The sequence below is a fragment of the Streptococcus infantis genome, from assembly GCF_047464615.1.
Classification (GTDB): domain Bacteria; phylum Bacillota; class Bacilli; order Lactobacillales; family Streptococcaceae; genus Streptococcus; species Streptococcus infantis_Y.
On sequence record NZ_JASHBO010000012.1, the window covers coordinates 23,158 to 38,499 of the forward strand.

Here is a 15,342-nt window from a genome sequence, read left to right on the forward strand (position 1 = left end):
TGCTTTGATATTGATACCCTTTTTGGATTTATGAATGGACTTAGTTTAGGTAAGTAATGAATTGATTGAAAGGGTTAGTGTTGACAAATATGGATCACGTTGATTAGAAAATAGAGTCTACCAAAATTTAAATTATAAACCATGACATCAGAAAACGAGCATCTCCAAGAACGGAAATGCTCGTTTTTGAGATTTAGAAGCTAGTTTTTACGTAGCATTCTATTTTTGTAGTTTAAATTTATAAATTATTTTAGACAAGTTCACTGATTGAAGTGAAGTCACGATCCAAGCCTTCTGCAACTGGTTGGCTGGTGAGGTATCCTTGATAGGTTGTTACACCTTCAAGCAAGCCTGCGTCTTCAAGGATAGCTTTCTTAAATCCTTTACCTGCCAAGGCTTCGATATAAGGAAGAGTCACATTTGTAAGGGCAATCGTAGATGTGCGAGCAACAGCTCCAGGAATGTTAGCAACGGCATAGTGAAGAACACCGTGTTTTTCATAGACTGGTTCATCGTGAGTTGTCACACGGTCAGCTGTTGCGATAACACCACCTTGGTCAACAGCAACGTCAACAATGACAGAACCAGGACGCATTTGTTGAACCATGTCATCTGTCACTAATTTTGGTGCTTTGGCACCAGGAATCAATACTGCACCGATAACAACGTCTGCTTCACGCACACTTGCTTCAATATTAAATGGGTTAGACATCAGAGTTTGGATTTGGTGACCAAAGACGTCTTCTAGGACTGCTAGGCGTTTGGCGCTGATATCAAGAATGGTTACTTGAGCTCCCAAACCTAGCGCAATGCGAGCTGCGTGTGTACCAACGACACCACCACCGATAATGGTTACTTTTCCTTTAGGAACACCAGGAACACCACCGAGTAGAACTCCTGAACCGCCAGCTTGTTTCGTCAAGAAGTGGGCTCCGATTTGGACAGCCATACGACCTGCAACCTCACTCATTGGAACTAATAAAGGAAGTTGTCCTTGAGTATCACGGACTGTCTCATAAGCAACACCCGTTGTTTTAGCTGCAAGCATAGCATCAGCCAATTCTGGAGCAGCCGCCATGTGCAAGTAGGTGAAGAGAAGTAAGTCTTCACGCAAGAATTGATATTCACTAGCAAGCGGTTCCTTGACTTTAACAACCAATTCTGCAGCCCAGGATTCAGCAGCTGTTGCTACAATCTCAGCTCCTTGCTTTTCATAGTCAGCATCAGTAAAACCAGATCCAAGTCCAGCATTTGTTTCGATGAGGACACGGTGGCCACGACCAACGAGACTTTGTACACCAGCAGGTGTCAGAGCAACACGATTTTCATTATTTTTAATTTCCTTTGGAATTCCAATTAGCATAGGATAACTCACTTTCTATTACGCTGTTTCAATTTATGTATCACATCATTCTTCAGAGTTTTTGTGATGACTTTATTGTATATGAAACCGCTTTAAAAGGCAAGGGAAATTATTGATTTGTATTGTATTTTTTGTTAAGCTTTTAGAAAATAAACTTAATTTAGTGAGGGAAAAGCTGCGTGATTATTTATGAAGATGCCAATATAGATTCTTCTCTTATTCACTTTACATCCGCATTTAATATCTATGCGGGACGATGGGAGATTATTGGCGACTATAGAAGAAGGGAGGAGTATTTACAGTATTTGATTTCGCAATTATATGATTATTCAACTAAAAATAAATTTAATCTATATTTAGTATTAGGAGATGATTGCTTTAATGATAATACTAGAATATCCCAATATTATAAACTTTGGAAATTGCTAAAAAAGCAACACCTGGAAGTTAGAAATGCAATTTATTCTGATGAGATTATGATTACGAAAAATCATAAAGTGAAATTTTTTGGTGGAATTCAAATATTAGGTAGAGAGTCTGTTCCAGATATTGTTTCAATCTTACTAGCAAAACAAACGGCTCATTTATTATTGTTGCCAGAGGGACTTAAAGTTACAACTTTTTTACAGTCAGGTTTTTCAAAGATAATAGCTGAAAGTAGTGAGTATATTGAGAATGTGGTTGGTAGTGGTGGAATAGTTTTATTTCGTGAAGGTTATTTTGACGATAGGAACACAGGCTTTATAGTTTTTGGAGGATTCCCCTTAATTATTAAAGATTTATTTGGAAAATAGGTAACAATAATTGGAAGTTTATGAGTGAAACTATGAGAGTAACATTTTTATAATGAGAAAATATCTTTGAAAGAAGTGTTTTTTCATTGTTCACATGAAAAACTTGTAAACCTATTTCTTTTATGTTATTCTTTTAGCAATCTATTTTGAGAGGTGCAATCATGGAATCACTATTTATCAAACTAGCGAAGTATCCAATTATCGAAACAGAACGCTTAGTACTTAGACCTGTAACACTTGATGATGCAGAAGCCATGTTTGAATATGCTTCAAACCAGAAAAATACGCGCTATACTTTTCCAACCAATCAAAGTCTAGAGGAAACTAAGAACAATATTGCCCAGTTTTATCTAGCCAATCCCTTGGGCCGATGGGGAATTGAACTTAAAAGTACTGGAGAGTTTATCGGAACTATTGACCTGCACAAGATGGACACTGTTCTTAAGAAGGCAGCCATTGGCTATATTATCCATCAAAAATCTTGGAATCAAGGTTTGACAACTGAAGCCAATCGAGCTGTAATTGAACTGGCTTTTGAAAAGATAGGAATGAATAAGTTAGATGCCTTCCATGATAAGGATAATCCCGCATCAGGAAAGGTCATGGAGAAATCAGGAATGCACTTCTCCCACGAAGAACCATATGCTAGAATGGACTATAAAGAACCAGGACGAATTGTAACACGTGTACATTACATTTTAACCAAGGAAGATTATTTTGCAAATAAGTAAGCAGTTGAAAAGATTTTTCAGCTGTTTTTTCTTTCTCTTACGAATAAGCTAAGAGAGGAGAAAATATGGAAGAACTTATTGAGAAAATCAAAGAATATAAAATCATTGTTATCTGTGCTATTTTGGGTTTAGTCTTGGGTGGATTTTTCCTCCTAAAGCCAGTCGCTCAAACACCTGCCAAGGAAAGTAATTTGCAAACGGAAGTTGCAGTTATTTCTAAGGATTCGACGGATGAAAAGGAAGATAAAAATCAGAAGGAAGAAGTGGTGGAGCAAAATTTGATTACTGTAGATGTCAAAGGTGCTGTCAAAACACCAGGGATTTACGATTTACCAGTGGGAAGTCGGGTCAATGATGCTGTCCAGAAAGCTGGTGGCTTGATAGACAATGCTGATAGTAAGTCTATCAACCTTGCCCAGAAGATTAGTGATGAAGCGCTGGTCTATGTCCCTACTAAGGAAGAAGCGGCTAACCAAGAGTATTATTCAAATGCTACTGGAAATAAGGAAAGCAAGAAGGTTAATCTCAATAAAGCCAGTCTTGAAGAGTTAAAACAAGTCAAAGGATTAGGTGCTAAACGTGCTCAAGATATTATCGACCATCGTGATTCCAACGGTAAGTTTAAGTCAGTTGATGAGCTCAAAAAGGTTTCTGGTATTGGTACAAAAACGATAGAAAAGTTAAAAGAGTATGTTACAGTGGATTAGTCGCTTTCCTTTCCCAAAAATCTATCTCAGTTTTCTTTTGCTATGGCTCTACTATGCAATTTTTTCTGCAAGCTTTCTAGCACTCTTGGACCTTGTCTTTTTACTAGTCTGCCTCTTTTTCCAATTTCCATGGAAGACTGTGACCAAGGTCCTCTTGATTTGTGGACTTTTTGGGAGTTGGTTTATTTTTCAAAAATGGCAGCAAGACGAAGTCAGTCTGAATCTTGTAGACACGGTTGATACAGTGCGAATATTACCGGATACCATCAAGGTAAATGGAGATAGCTTATCTTTTCGTGGCAAGGCTGAGGGCAGACTCTTTCAGGTCTATTATAAACTCCAGTCAGAAGCTGAAAAGGAAAAATTTCAAGAGTTGTCTGAACTACATGAGATTGTAATGAAAGGAAAGCTAGCTAGTCCTCAAGGTGCCAGTAATTTTGCGGGTTTTGATTATCGAAACTATCTCAAAACACAAGGAATTTATCAGACCTTGACTATATCCGAAATTGTGGAATTAAAGCAAATTTCCAGTTGGGATATTGGAGAAAATCTATCAAGTTTGCGGAGAAAAGCAGTTGCCTGGATAAAAAGGAATTTTCCCGATCCCATGCGCAATTATATGACAGGCCTTTTATTGGGACATTTAGATACAGACTTTGAGGAAATGAATGAACTTTATTCCAGCCTAGGGATTATTCATCTTTTTGCTTTGTCTGGAATGCAGGTCGGATTTTTCATGAATGCTTTTAAAAAGTCACTCTTGCGATTGGGCTTGACACAAGAGAAGTTCAAATGGCTAGCTTATCCCTTTTCTTTGTTTTATGCAGGCTTGACAGGATTTTCAGCTTCAGTTATTCGTAGTCTTCTACAAAAGCTATTGGCTCAGCATGACTTTAAGTCACTGGATAATTTTGCTTTAACGATTCTTATTCTATTTCTTATCATGCCGAACTTTTTCTTAACAGCTGGAGGGGTTCTTTCCTGTGCTTATGCCTTTATCCTGACAATGACTGGTGAGGAAGTAGCAGGGATAAAAGGTTTGGTTAGAGAGAGTTGCATTATTACCTTGGGAATTCTGCCAATTTTATCTTTTTACTTTTCTGAATTTCAACCGTGGTCCATTCTCTTGACCTTTGCTTTTTCATTCTTATTTGATATGGTTCTGTTACCACTCTTATCGATTATCTTCTGTCTGTCATTTATATATCCCATCACCCAGTTCAACTTTCTCTTTGAATGGCTAGAAAATATCATACGCTATATTTCTCAGCTATCTACGAGGCCACTTGTTTTTGGACAGCCGAGTCTTTGGATTTTAATCCTTCTTTTGATTACTTTAGCTCTCATCTATGACTATCGAAAGAATTTGAAAAAAATATCTATGCTTGTCATAGTTGCCATCTCATTCTTTTTAGTAACCAAGCATCCACTAGAAAATGAAATCACAGTCCTAGATATGGAACAGGGACGAAGTATTTTCCTAAGAGACATGACTGGAAAGACCATACTACTGGATGTCGGAGAAAAATCTGAACGTGACAAGAAAGAAGTCTGGCAGGAGAAAGTTATTACCAGTAATGCCAAACGTGGTTTAATTCCTTATCTGAAAAGTCGAGGAGTGGCCAAGATTGATCAGTTGGTTCTGACGACTAGTGATACTAAGCAGTTAGATCATGTGTTAGAAATCAGTAAAGCCTTCCAGCTTAGAGAGATTCTAGTAACTGAAGAAACTCTATCACAGAGAGAATTCATGGATAAGTTGAAGGAAAGCAAAGTCAAGATAGTTGCCATCAAAACTGGACAGCAGTTACCTATTTTTGGGAGTAATTTGGAAGTAATCACAACTCAAAATAAGGATAAAAGTGATTCAATTACAATGTATGGAAAGTTACTAAACCAAACCTTTCTAGTTACTGGAAATACAGAGGAAAAGTTCTTGACGAGTCATTCCTCAAAACACCAAGCAGATGTAGTAATAACTCATCAGCAAGCATCGAAGAAAAAGACAGATATCGAAATCTTCAAAAATGTACACCCTAAAATCACTGTTATTTCAATAGACAAGAAAAAATCATTTAAAGTTAAAAATGGGGAGAATAACCAAGAAGATAAAGAACTTGAGAATTTGGTATTAAAAACTGACAAAAAGGGCGCCATTCGTTTCAAGGGATGGACTACTTGGAATGTTGAAACTGTTCAATAACGTTTTCAGAGAAAACTAAACATTAAAATTGTCTAAACAATCATTCAAGGCTTGATTTTGAATCCTGTTTACTATAAAATAGTTAAGATTGGTGTCAAACTTTTATATTGCAAATAGGAGAAAAAATGACAAAAACTTTAAAACGTCCTGAGGTTTTATCACCTGCAGGAACTTTAGAAAAACTAAAAGTAGCTGTTCAATATGGAGCAGATGCAGTCTTTATCGGTGGTCAGGCCTATGGTCTACGTAGCCGTGCGGGAAACTTCACTTTCGAACAAATGGAAGAAGGAGTTCAGTTCGCGGCTAAGTATGGAGCTAAGGTATATGTGGCTGCTAATATGGTTATGCACGAAGGAAATGAAGAAGGTGCAGGAGAATGGTTCCGTAAGTTGCGTGATATTGGTATTGCAGCGGTTATCGTTTCTGACCCTGCCTTAATCATGATTGCAGCAACAGAAGCACCAGGACTTGAAATCCACCTTTCAACACAAGCTAGTGCGACCAACTATGAAACTCTTGAATTCTGGAAAGAACTTGGATTGACTCGCGTTGTTTTGGCGCGTGAGGTTTCTATGGAAGAATTGGCAGAAATTCGCAAACGTACAGACGTAGAGATTGAAGCCTTCGTACATGGTGCGATGTGTATTTCATACTCTGGTCGTTGTACCCTTTCTAACCATATGAGTATGCGTGACGCCAACCGTGGTGGATGTTCACAATCTTGCCGTTGGAAATATGACCTTTACGATATGCCATTTGGTAAAGAACGTAAGAGTCTCAAGGGAGAAATTCCTGAAGAATTTTCAATGTCAGCTGTTGATATGTCTATGATTGACCATATCCCAGATATGATTGAAAATGGTGTGGATAGTTTGAAGATTGAAGGTCGTATGAAGTCTATCCACTATGTTTCAACGGTGACAAACTGCTACAAGGCTGCGGTTGATGCCTACCTTGAAAGTCCTGAAAAGTTTGAAGCTATCAAGCAAGACTTGATTGATGAAATGTGGAAGGTTGCCCAACGTGAATTGGCTACAGGTTTCTACTACGGGACACCATCTGAAAATGAACAATTGTTTGGTGCTCGTCGTAAGATTCCAGAATACAAGTTTGTTGCTGAAGTAGTAGCTTATGATGATGCAACACAAACAGCAACTATTCGCCAACGTAACGTTATCAACGAAGGAGACCAAGTTGAGTTTTATGGCCCAGGTTTCCGCCATTTTGAAACTTATATCGAAGACCTTCACGATGCCAAAGGTAATAAGATTGACCGTGCACCAAATCCAATGGAACTTTTAACCATCAAGGTTCCACAACCAGTACAAGCAGGTGATATGGTCCGTGCTTTGAAAGAAGGCTTGATCAATCTTTACAAAGAAGATGGAACAAGCGTCACAGTTCGTGCATAGATAAGGAAAGTCAATGGTTCAAGCTCATGGATTACTAGTAGATAATGAAAGCAGATGTGTTCATTACCATAGTGATAAAGATATCGTAGCGCTCCAGTGTTATGAGTGTAAGAAATACTATGCCTGTTATCAGTGTCACAATGCGCTAGAGGAGCACACATTTTCTCCCTACCCTTTAAGACTTAAAGAGAATAAACCTATCTTATGTGGTTCCTGTAAGAAGATACTAACTTATGAGGAATACACAGAGAAAGGCAGCTGTCCTTATTGTAAAGCTACATTTAATCCAGCTTGCCAGAGTCACCATTCTTATTATTTTAAATAAGAAACGATAAATCCAGGTTGTAAAACTTGGATTTTTGTTTTCAGAAAAATAGGAAAGATAAGGAAAATAACCTGAAAAGACATTAAAATTTTCTATATAATTGTCTTGAAAATCATAAAAATAGAAATAAATGATTAGAAACGCTTTCAATGCTAGTAAAGAGTTGACAAAAGCAAATTTTAGGACTAAACTAGGGAAGTAAATTTAATTTAAAAAAGGAGAATTCGTCATGAATTTAACATTTTTCGGTCTATGTCTTGCCTGTATGGGTGTATCTCTTGCAGAAGGATTTTTGATGAACGGTTTGTTCAAATCTGCAGCACGCCAACCAGATATCATCCCTCAATTGCGTAGTTTGATGATCATGGGGATTGCCTTTATCGAAGGAACATTCTTTGTAACTCTCGTATTTTCATTTATCATCAAATAAAGAGAAGTATAAAATGGAAAAGGGAGGATTCTAGATGGAAGAAAGTATCAATCCAACCATCAATATTGGTCCTGTTACCTTTGATTTAACCTTGACAGCATTGACTTTGTTGTCGGTGGCACTTATTTTTGGCTTTATCTATTGGGCAAGTCGCAATATGACTGTAAAACCCAAAGGAAAGCAAAATGTACTCGAGTATCTCTATGACTTTGTTGTCGGATTTACAGAACCTAACGTAGGTTCACGGTACATGAAAGATTACTCACTCTTTTACTTGTGTTTATTTCTTTTTATGGTTATCGCAAATAATCTTGGTTTGATGGCGAAACTTCAAACTACAGATGGGACAAACCTTTGGACATCGCCAACAGCAAATCTCCAGTTTGACTTGGCCTTGTCATTCGGAATTATCCTGATGACCCATATTGAAGGAATTCGTCGTCGCGGTGTTAAAAAATATCTAAAAGGTTTTGTAACCCCAGGTTTCATGACACCGATGAATCTCCTTGAAGAAGTCACGAATTTCCTTTCACTTGCTTTGCGGGTGTTCGGGAATATCTTTGCCGGAGAAGTGATGGCAAGCCTGCTTATTACTCTCTCTCATCAGGCACTTTATTGGTATCCAGTCGCATTTGTTACCAATCTTGTCTGGACGGCATTTTCTGTGTTTATTTCCTGTGTTCAGGCCTATGTATTCACAGTCTTGTCTTCTATGTATCTAGGAAATAAAATTAATGATGAAGAGTAGAAAGGAGTAAATGATGCACGTAACAGTAGGTGAATTGATTGGTAACTTTATTTTAATTGCTGGCTCTTTTATCCTTTTGATCGTCTTAGTCAAAAAATTCGCATGGTCAAACTTGACAACTGTCTTCGAAGAACGCGCTGAAAAGATCGCTGCTGATATTGATGGTGCTGAACAAGCTCGTCAAAAAGCAGAAACTCTTGCTCAAAAGCGTGAAGATGAATTAGCAGGTAGCCGAAGCGAAGCTAAAACTATCATCGAGAATGCCAAGGAGACAGCTGAAAAGAGCAAATCAGATATTCTAGCTGAAGCTAAGCTAGAAGCTGGTCGCTTGAAAGAAAAAGCTAACCAAGAAATTGCGCAAAACAAAGCTGAGGCTTTACAAAGCGTTAAAGGTGAGGTAGCAGATTTGACAGTTAGTCTAGCTGGGAAAATCATCTCACAAAACCTTGACGGTCATGCCCATAAAGAACTCATTGATCAGTATATCGATCAGCTAGGAGAAGCTTAATGGACAAAAAGACAGTAAAGGTAATTGAAAAATACAGCATGCCTTTTGTCCAATTGGTGATTGAAAAAGGAGAAGAAGATTCTATCTTCTCAGACTTGACCCAGATTAAGCAAGTCGCTGAAGAAACAGACTTGCCTTCTTTTTTGGCTCAGGTGGATGTGGATGAGTCTGACAAGGAAAAAACAGTCAGTTATTTCCAAGATTCTGCATCGCCATTATTACAAAACTTCATTCAAGTTCTGTTGTACAATCATCGATCAAATCTTTTTTATGATGTGATTGTAGATTGTTTAAACCGTCTTGAGAGAGAAACCAATCGTTTTGAAGTAACGATTATGTCTGCTCATCCTCTAACGGATGAACAAAAAGAACGTTTGCTTCCAATTATAGAGAAAAAGATGTCTTTAAAAGTGCGTAGCATTAAAGAAGAAATCGACGATAGTTTAATCGGTGGTTTTGTTATTATCGCCAATCACAAGACAATTGATGTTAGTATTAAACAACAACTTAAAGTTGTTAAGGAAAATTTGAAATAGAAAGTGGTGTTCTTTTGGCAATTAACGCACAAGAAATCAGCGCTTTAATTAAGCAACAAATTGAAAATTTCAAACCCAATTTTGATGTGACTGAAACTGGTGTTGTAACCTACATCGGGGACGGAATTGCGCGTGCTCATGGCCTTGAAAATGCCATGAGTGGAGAGTTGTTGATTTTTGAAAACGGCTCTTATGGTATGGCGCAAAACTTAGAATCAACAGATGTTGGTATTATCATCCTTGGAGACTTTACAGATATCCGCGAAGGCGACACCATTCGTCGTACAGGAAAAATCATGGAAGTTCCAGTTGGTGATAGCTTGATTGGACGTGTCGTGGATCCACTTGGTCGTCCTGTAGACGGACTTGGTCCAATCGACACAAACAAGACTCGTCCAGTTGAAGCACCAGCACCTGGGGTAATGCAACGTAAATCAGTATCAGAACCATTGCAAACTGGTTTGAAAGCTATTGATGCCCTTGTTCCAATCGGTCGTGGTCAACGTGAGTTGATTATCGGTGACCGTCAAACAGGGAAAACCACCATCGCTATCGATGCAATCTTGAACCAAAAAGGTCAAGATATGATCTGTATCTATGTAGCGATTGGTCAAAAAGAATCAACAGTTCGTACACAAGTAGAAACACTTCGCCAGTATGGAGCCTTGGATTACACAATTGTCGTGACAGCGTCAGCTTCACAACCTTCACCATTGCTTTTCCTTGCACCTTATGCAGGGGTTGCTATGGCCGAAGAATTTATGTACCAAGGTAAGCATGTCTTGATCGTTTATGATGACTTATCTAAACAAGCGGTAGCTTATCGTGAACTTTCTCTCTTGCTCCGTCGTCCACCAGGTCGTGAAGCCTTCCCAGGGGATGTCTTCTATCTTCACAGTCGTCTACTTGAGCGTTCTGCTAAAGTTTCGGATGAATTGGGTGGTGGATCTATCACAGCTCTTCCATTTATCGAGACGCAAGCAGGAGATATCTCAGCCTATATCGCCACAAACGTAATCTCTATTACGGATGGACAAATCTTCCTTGGCGATGGACTCTTTAACGCGGGTATTCGTCCGGCCATTGATGCGGGTTCTTCTGTATCGCGTGTTGGTGGTTCTGCACAGATTAAAGCCATGAAGAAAGTTGCTGGTACACTCCGTATTGACCTTGCTTCATACCGTGAGTTGGAAGCCTTCACTAAATTTGGTTCTGACTTGGATGCGGCTACTCAGGCTAAATTGAACCGTGGTCGTCGTACTGTAGAAGTATTGAAACAACCTGTTCACAAACCATTACCTGTTGAGAAACAAGTTACTATTCTCTATGCTTTAACACATGGTTTCTTGGATACAATTCCTGTAGACGATATCGTTCGTTTCGAAGAAGAGTTCCATATGTTCTTTGATGCTCAACATCCTGAAATTTTGGAAACCATTCGTGAAACAAAAGACTTGCCAGATGAAGCAGTCTTGGATGCTGCGATTACTGAGTTTCTCAATCAATCAAGCTTCCAATAAGAATAGAGGTGTCAGATGGCAGTATCTCTAAATGATATTAAAACAAAAATCGCCTCAACAAAAAATACTAGTCAAATCACTAACGCAATGCAGATGGTTTCTGCAGCTAAGTTAGGTCGTTCTGAAGAAGCAGCACGTAACTTCCAAGTTTATGCACAAAAAGTACGTAAACTGGTTACAGATATCCTTCACGGAGATGGCGCTGGCGGATCAACAAACCCAATGTTGATTAGTCGCCCCGTCAAAAAAACAGGCTATATCGTCATTACATCTGACCGTGGTCTTGTTGGAGGATATAATTCTTCAATCTTAAAAGCTGTCATGGAAATCCAGCAAGAATACCATCCTTCAGGTGATGATTTTGAAGTCATCTGTATTGGTGGTATGGGAGCCGATTTCTTCAAATCACGCGGTATTCAACCAATCTATGAATTGCGTGGACTTGCAAGCCAACCAAGTTTTGATGAAGTTCGTAAGATTATCACAAAAACGATTGAAATGTATCAAAACGAACTTTTCGATGAGCTCTACGTTTGCTACAACCACCACGTGAATACATTGACAAGTCAAATGCGTGTAGAACAGATGCTTCCAATCGTGGACTTGGATCCAAATGAAGCAGATGATAACTATAGCTTGACCTTTGACCTTGAAACAAGTCGTGAAGAAATCTTGGATCAATTGCTACCACAGTTTGCAGAAAGTATGATTTATGGTGCTATTATTGATGCCAAGACAGCTGAAAATGCTGCAGGTATGACAGCCATGCAAACAGCGACTGATAATGCAAAAAAAGTGATTAATGATTTGACAATCCAGTATAACCGTGCTAGACAGGCGGCGATTACACAAGAAATCACAGAAATCGTGGCAGGAGCTAGCGCTTTAGAATAAAGCCATCCTGCTCATATCAATGAACTTAGGACCTAGCAAAACTAGGAACCGACAGTATCTTATATAGAATAGGAGAAGGAGATGAGTTCAGGTAAAATTGCTCAGATTATCGGACCCGTTGTAGACGTTTTGTTTGCAGCAGGGGAAAAACTTCCTGAGATTAACAATGCACTTGTCGTCTACAAAAATGACGAAAAGAAAACAAAAATCGTCCTTGAAGTAGCCTTAGAGTTGGGGGATGGTATGATTCGTACCATCGCCATGGAATCAACAGATGGTTTGACTCGTGGAATGGAAGTATTGGACACAGGTCGCCCAATCTCTGTACCAGTAGGTAAAGAAACCTTGGGACGTGTCTTCAACGTTTTGGGAGACACTATTGACTTGGAAGCTCCTTTTGGAGAAGATGCAGAGCGTCAGCCAATTCATAAAAAAGCACCTACTTTTGATGAGTTGTCTACCTCTTCAGAAATTTTAGAAACAGGGATTAAGGTTATCGACCTTCTTGCCCCATATCTTAAAGGTGGTAAGGTCGGACTCTTCGGTGGTGCCGGAGTTGGTAAGACTGTCTTGATCCAAGAATTGATTCACAACATTGCCCAAGAACACGGTGGTATCTCAGTATTTACTGGTGTTGGGGAACGTACTCGTGAAGGGAATGACCTTTACTGGGAAATGAAAGAATCAGGCGTTATCGAAAAAACAGCCATGGTATTTGGTCAGATGAATGAGCCACCAGGGGCACGTATGCGTGTTGCCCTTACTGGTTTGACAATCGCTGAATACTTCCGTGATGTAGAAGGTCAAGATGTTCTTCTCTTTATTGACAACATTTTCCGTTTCACACAAGCTGGTTCAGAAGTATCTGCCCTTTTGGGTCGTATGCCATCAGCCGTTGGTTACCAACCAACCCTCGCAACAGAAATGGGTCAATTGCAAGAACGTATCACTTCAACTAAGAAAGGTTCTGTAACCTCTATCCAGGCTATCTACGTGCCAGCGGATGACTATACTGACCCAGCGCCAGCAACAGCTTTCGCCCACTTGGATTCTACAACCAACTTGGAACGTAAATTGGTTCAATTGGGTATCTATCCAGCCGTTGATCCACTTGCTTCGAGCTCTCGTGCTTTAGCGCCTGAAATCGTTGGAGAAGAGCATTATGCAGTAGCTGCTGAAGTTAAACGTGTCCTTCAACGTTACCATGAATTGCAAGATATCATTGCTATCCTTGGTATGGATGAACTTTCTGATGAAGAAAAAACTTTGGTTGCTCGTGCCCGTCGTATTCAGTTCTTCCTTTCACAAAACTTCAACGTTGCGGAACAATTTACTGGTCAACCAGGTTCTTATGTTCCAGTAGCGGAAACAGTTCGTGGATTTAAGGAAATTCTTGATGGAAAACACGATCATCTCCCAGAAGATGCCTTCCGTGGAGTAGGTTCAATCGAAGATGTTATTGCTAAGGCTGAAAAAATGGGATTTTAAGAGGTGATCTATGGCTCAGTTAACTGTCCAGATCGTGACACCAGATGGCCTCGTCTATGATCACCATGCCAGCTTTGTATCAGTTCGAACTCTGGATGGTGAGATGGGGATCTTGCCACGACATCAAAATATGATTGCGGTATTAGCAGTTGATGAAGTTAAAGTCAAACGTATTGATGATGATTCTCATGTCAACTGGATAGCAGTAAATGGAGGAATCATCGAGATTGCAAATGATGTGATTACTATCATTGCAGACTCAGCTGAGCGTGCTCGTGATATCGATATTAGCCGTGCAGAACGTGCCAAACTTCGTGCAGAACGTGAAATTGAAGAAGCACAAGACAAACACTTGATTGACCAAGAGCGTCGTGCTAAGATTGCATTACAACGTGCTATTAACCGAATCAATGTCGGAAATAAACTATAAAAAAATGAGGTTGGGACAAAAAGATCCCGACCTCATTTTTTATTAGCAATCAAACTTTGACGCGGTAGCTGATTGAACTTTTTGTTCGTCTTTTAGACTCCAAAAAGCTCCTAATCATCCTCGCGGGGCTGGGACTACAAAATCGAGACTTTGTCTATCGATTTCTGTCCCACCGCCATTTTTCTATGTTTAAAAAGTGACGCAAACCGCTTCAGGTACGTGAAAGTCATTGGAAAGTTCTGCAAGACGACCAGTCTCTGGATTACGTTTAAAGACAGTTGCATTATCAGAATCCTGATGAACAGCGATGAGAAATTCTTGGTCTGGTGAGAGAATAAAATCTCGAGGAGTTTTTCCGTTTGTAGGAACGAATTCCAACAATTCTAAACTACCATCAGCTAGAATAGTGTAAACTACAATAGAATCATGACCACGGTTTGATGCGTACAGGTATTTTCCATCTTGTGAGAGACGAATAGCAGCAGTTCCATTAAAGTCATTAAATCCTTCAGGAAGGGTAGAAATAACTTGCATTTTTTCAAATGCACCAACACCATCATAAATCAATACTTCAATTGTACTATTGAGTTCACAGATGAGATAAGCAATCTTGTAGTGGTTGTGAAAAACAAGGTGACGTGCACCAGCACCAGGACTGCAATTGTAGGTAATTATCTTATTTAGTTTTCCTTCTGGATTGACATCATAAGTAGTAACCTCATCAGTACCTAAGTCGCAAGTCACTAAATACTGATCTGGTGTTAAATCTGTAAAGTGTACATGTGGAGAAGTTTGATTTTCATGAGGACCATGACCGCTATGCTGAACTGTATCAGCCAATTCTAGACTACCATCTTCTTTACGTTTATAGACCAAAACTTGTCCCTTGTGATAGTTAGCCCCATATACTAGGCTACGTTTCTCGTCAACTGCAACATAACAGTGAGGAGCACCTTCTGTCACAACATGGTTTAGCAAAGTACCATCTGTTTGATAGGCAGCAATTCCACCTTGTCCATCTTTGCTACCGACAGTGTAGAGGTGATTTTCTTGATCAAAGGCAAGATAGGTGGGACTTGGCTCAGCTGCAAATAGTTTAAGATTGGATAGTTGCCCAGTTTCTGTATCAAAATCAGCTTGATAAATCCCTTGGGATAAACGACGTGTGTAAGTTCCGAAATAAATTGTTTCAATCATAGCTATACCTCTAAATAAAGATGTTTCTATTATATCATAAATTAGGAGGCCTGAAG

The 15,342-nt window shown here is 39.3% G+C and carries 16 protein-coding genes; 14 read left to right on the top strand and 2 right to left on the bottom strand.

From position 1 onward, the window contains the following. Nucleotides 1-250: 250 nt before the first annotated feature. Entirely contained in the window at nt 251-1,363 is a 1,113-nt protein-coding gene (ald, locus tag QM450_RS07875; protein WP_414320218.1) for an alanine dehydrogenase, read from the bottom strand. Nucleotides 1,364-1,542: 179 nt separating this feature from the next. On the opposite strand from ald, the gene QM450_RS07880 reads away from it, so the two are divergent. From QM450_RS07880 to QM450_RS07945, 14 genes are all read left to right on the top strand, one after another. Beyond that, entirely contained in the window at nt 1,543-2,157 is a 615-nt protein-coding gene (locus tag QM450_RS07880) for a hypothetical protein (protein ID WP_414320219.1), read from the top strand. Between the two features lie 161 nt (nt 2,158-2,318). After that, on the top strand, nt 2,319-2,888 hold the full coding sequence (locus QM450_RS07885; protein WP_414320220.1) for a GNAT family N-acetyltransferase: 570 nt from the start codon (nt 2,319-2,321) through the stop codon (nt 2,886-2,888). A 65-nt stretch (nt 2,889-2,953) separates the two neighbouring features. Continuing rightward, a complete protein-coding gene (locus QM450_RS07890) occupies nt 2,954-3,595 on the top strand; it encodes a helix-hairpin-helix domain-containing protein (RefSeq protein WP_414320221.1) in 642 nt (213 codons plus the stop codon). Continuing rightward, nucleotides 3,579-5,798: a ComEC/Rec2 family competence protein gene (locus QM450_RS07895; RefSeq protein ID WP_414320222.1), complete on the top strand. Its 2,220-nt coding sequence runs from the start codon at nt 3,579-3,581 to the stop codon at nt 5,796-5,798. The genes QM450_RS07890 and QM450_RS07895 overlap by 17 nt, the downstream gene beginning before the upstream one ends. A 125-nt stretch (nt 5,799-5,923) precedes the next feature. Next, complete coding sequence (locus QM450_RS07900) at nt 5,924-7,210, top strand: peptidase U32 family protein (RefSeq protein ID WP_000169115.1); 1,287 nt, start codon at nt 5,924-5,926, stop codon at nt 7,208-7,210. A 13-nt stretch (nt 7,211-7,223) separates the two neighbouring features. After that, a complete protein-coding gene (locus QM450_RS07905; protein WP_414320223.1) occupies nt 7,224-7,535 on the top strand; it encodes a CHY zinc finger protein in 312 nt (103 codons plus the stop codon). 229 nt (nt 7,536-7,764) lie between these two features. Further along, a complete protein-coding gene (locus QM450_RS07910; protein ID WP_001054552.1) occupies nt 7,765-7,965 on the top strand; it encodes a F0F1 ATP synthase subunit C in 201 nt (66 codons plus the stop codon). Between the two features lie 34 nt (nt 7,966-7,999). After that, nucleotides 8,000-8,713: a F0F1 ATP synthase subunit A gene (gene atpB, locus QM450_RS07915; RefSeq protein WP_000392856.1), complete on the top strand. Its 714-nt coding sequence runs from the start codon at nt 8,000-8,002 to the stop codon at nt 8,711-8,713. 13 nt (nt 8,714-8,726) lie between these two features. Further along, nucleotides 8,727-9,221, top strand: a complete 495-nt coding sequence (gene atpF / locus QM450_RS07920) for a F0F1 ATP synthase subunit B (protein WP_049549328.1) — start codon at nt 8,727-8,729, stop codon at nt 9,219-9,221. Further along, nucleotides 9,221-9,757, top strand: coding sequence for a F0F1 ATP synthase subunit delta (locus tag QM450_RS07925; protein ID WP_049549329.1), 537 nt, complete (start codon nt 9,221-9,223; stop codon nt 9,755-9,757). The genes atpF and QM450_RS07925 overlap by 1 nt, the downstream gene beginning before the upstream one ends. 14 nt (nt 9,758-9,771) lie before the next feature. Beyond that, the gene (gene atpA, locus QM450_RS07930) at nt 9,772-11,277 is read left to right on the top strand and encodes a F0F1 ATP synthase subunit alpha (protein ID WP_000996628.1); all 1,506 of its coding nucleotides are present in this window, start codon (nt 9,772-9,774) and stop codon (nt 11,275-11,277) included. Between the two features lie 15 nt (nt 11,278-11,292). After that, nucleotides 11,293-12,171, top strand: coding sequence for a F0F1 ATP synthase subunit gamma (locus tag QM450_RS07935; protein WP_045763457.1), 879 nt, complete (start codon nt 11,293-11,295; stop codon nt 12,169-12,171). Nucleotides 12,172-12,252: 81 nt separating this feature from the next. Further along, a complete protein-coding gene (atpD, locus tag QM450_RS07940; RefSeq protein ID WP_153224985.1) occupies nt 12,253-13,659 on the top strand; it encodes a F0F1 ATP synthase subunit beta in 1,407 nt (468 codons plus the stop codon). Nucleotides 13,660-13,669: 10 nt separating this feature from the next. After that, nucleotides 13,670-14,089, top strand: coding sequence for a F0F1 ATP synthase subunit epsilon (locus QM450_RS07945; RefSeq protein ID WP_049503620.1), 420 nt, complete (start codon nt 13,670-13,672; stop codon nt 14,087-14,089). A gap of 189 nt (nt 14,090-14,278) precedes the next feature. On the opposite strand, the gene QM450_RS07950 is transcribed toward QM450_RS07945, so the two are convergent. Beyond that, nucleotides 14,279-15,286, bottom strand: a complete 1,008-nt coding sequence (locus QM450_RS07950; RefSeq protein ID WP_153224984.1) for a lactonase family protein — start codon at nt 15,284-15,286, stop codon at nt 14,279-14,281. Nucleotides 15,287-15,342: the final 56 nt, after the last annotated feature.

Excerpts from the sequence above, each read along its gene's own strand:
- QM450_RS07925 (WP_049549329.1), top strand. The coding sequence starts at position 9,221 with ATGGACAAAAAGACAGTAAAGGTAATTGAAAAATACAGCATGCCTTTT.
- atpF (WP_049549328.1), top strand. The coding sequence starts at position 8,727 with ATGCACGTAACAGTAGGTGAATTGATTGGTAACTTTATTTTAATTGCT.
- QM450_RS07910 (WP_001054552.1), top strand. The coding sequence starts at position 7,765 with ATGAATTTAACATTTTTCGGTCTATGTCTTGCCTGTATGGGTGTATCT.
- atpB (WP_000392856.1), top strand. The coding sequence starts at position 8,000 with ATGGAAGAAAGTATCAATCCAACCATCAATATTGGTCCTGTTACCTTT.
- QM450_RS07905 (WP_414320223.1), top strand. The coding sequence starts at position 7,224 with ATGGTTCAAGCTCATGGATTACTAGTAGATAATGAAAGCAGATGTGTT.
- QM450_RS07890 (WP_414320221.1), top strand. The coding sequence starts at position 2,954 with ATGGAAGAACTTATTGAGAAAATCAAAGAATATAAAATCATTGTTATC.
- ald (WP_414320218.1), bottom strand. The coding sequence starts at position 1,363 with ATGCTAATTGGAATTCCAAAGGAAATTAAAAATAATGAAAATCGTGTT.
- QM450_RS07935 (WP_045763457.1), top strand. The coding sequence starts at position 11,293 with ATGGCAGTATCTCTAAATGATATTAAAACAAAAATCGCCTCAACAAAA.
- QM450_RS07885 (WP_414320220.1), top strand. The coding sequence starts at position 2,319 with ATGGAATCACTATTTATCAAACTAGCGAAGTATCCAATTATCGAAACA.
- atpD (WP_153224985.1), top strand. The coding sequence starts at position 12,253 with ATGAGTTCAGGTAAAATTGCTCAGATTATCGGACCCGTTGTAGACGTT.
- QM450_RS07900 (WP_000169115.1), top strand. The coding sequence starts at position 5,924 with ATGACAAAAACTTTAAAACGTCCTGAGGTTTTATCACCTGCAGGAACT.
- QM450_RS07895 (WP_414320222.1), top strand. The coding sequence starts at position 3,579 with ATGTTACAGTGGATTAGTCGCTTTCCTTTCCCAAAAATCTATCTCAGT.
- QM450_RS07945 (WP_049503620.1), top strand. The coding sequence starts at position 13,670 with ATGGCTCAGTTAACTGTCCAGATCGTGACACCAGATGGCCTCGTCTAT.
- QM450_RS07950 (WP_153224984.1), bottom strand. The coding sequence starts at position 15,286 with ATGATTGAAACAATTTATTTCGGAACTTACACACGTCGTTTATCCCAA.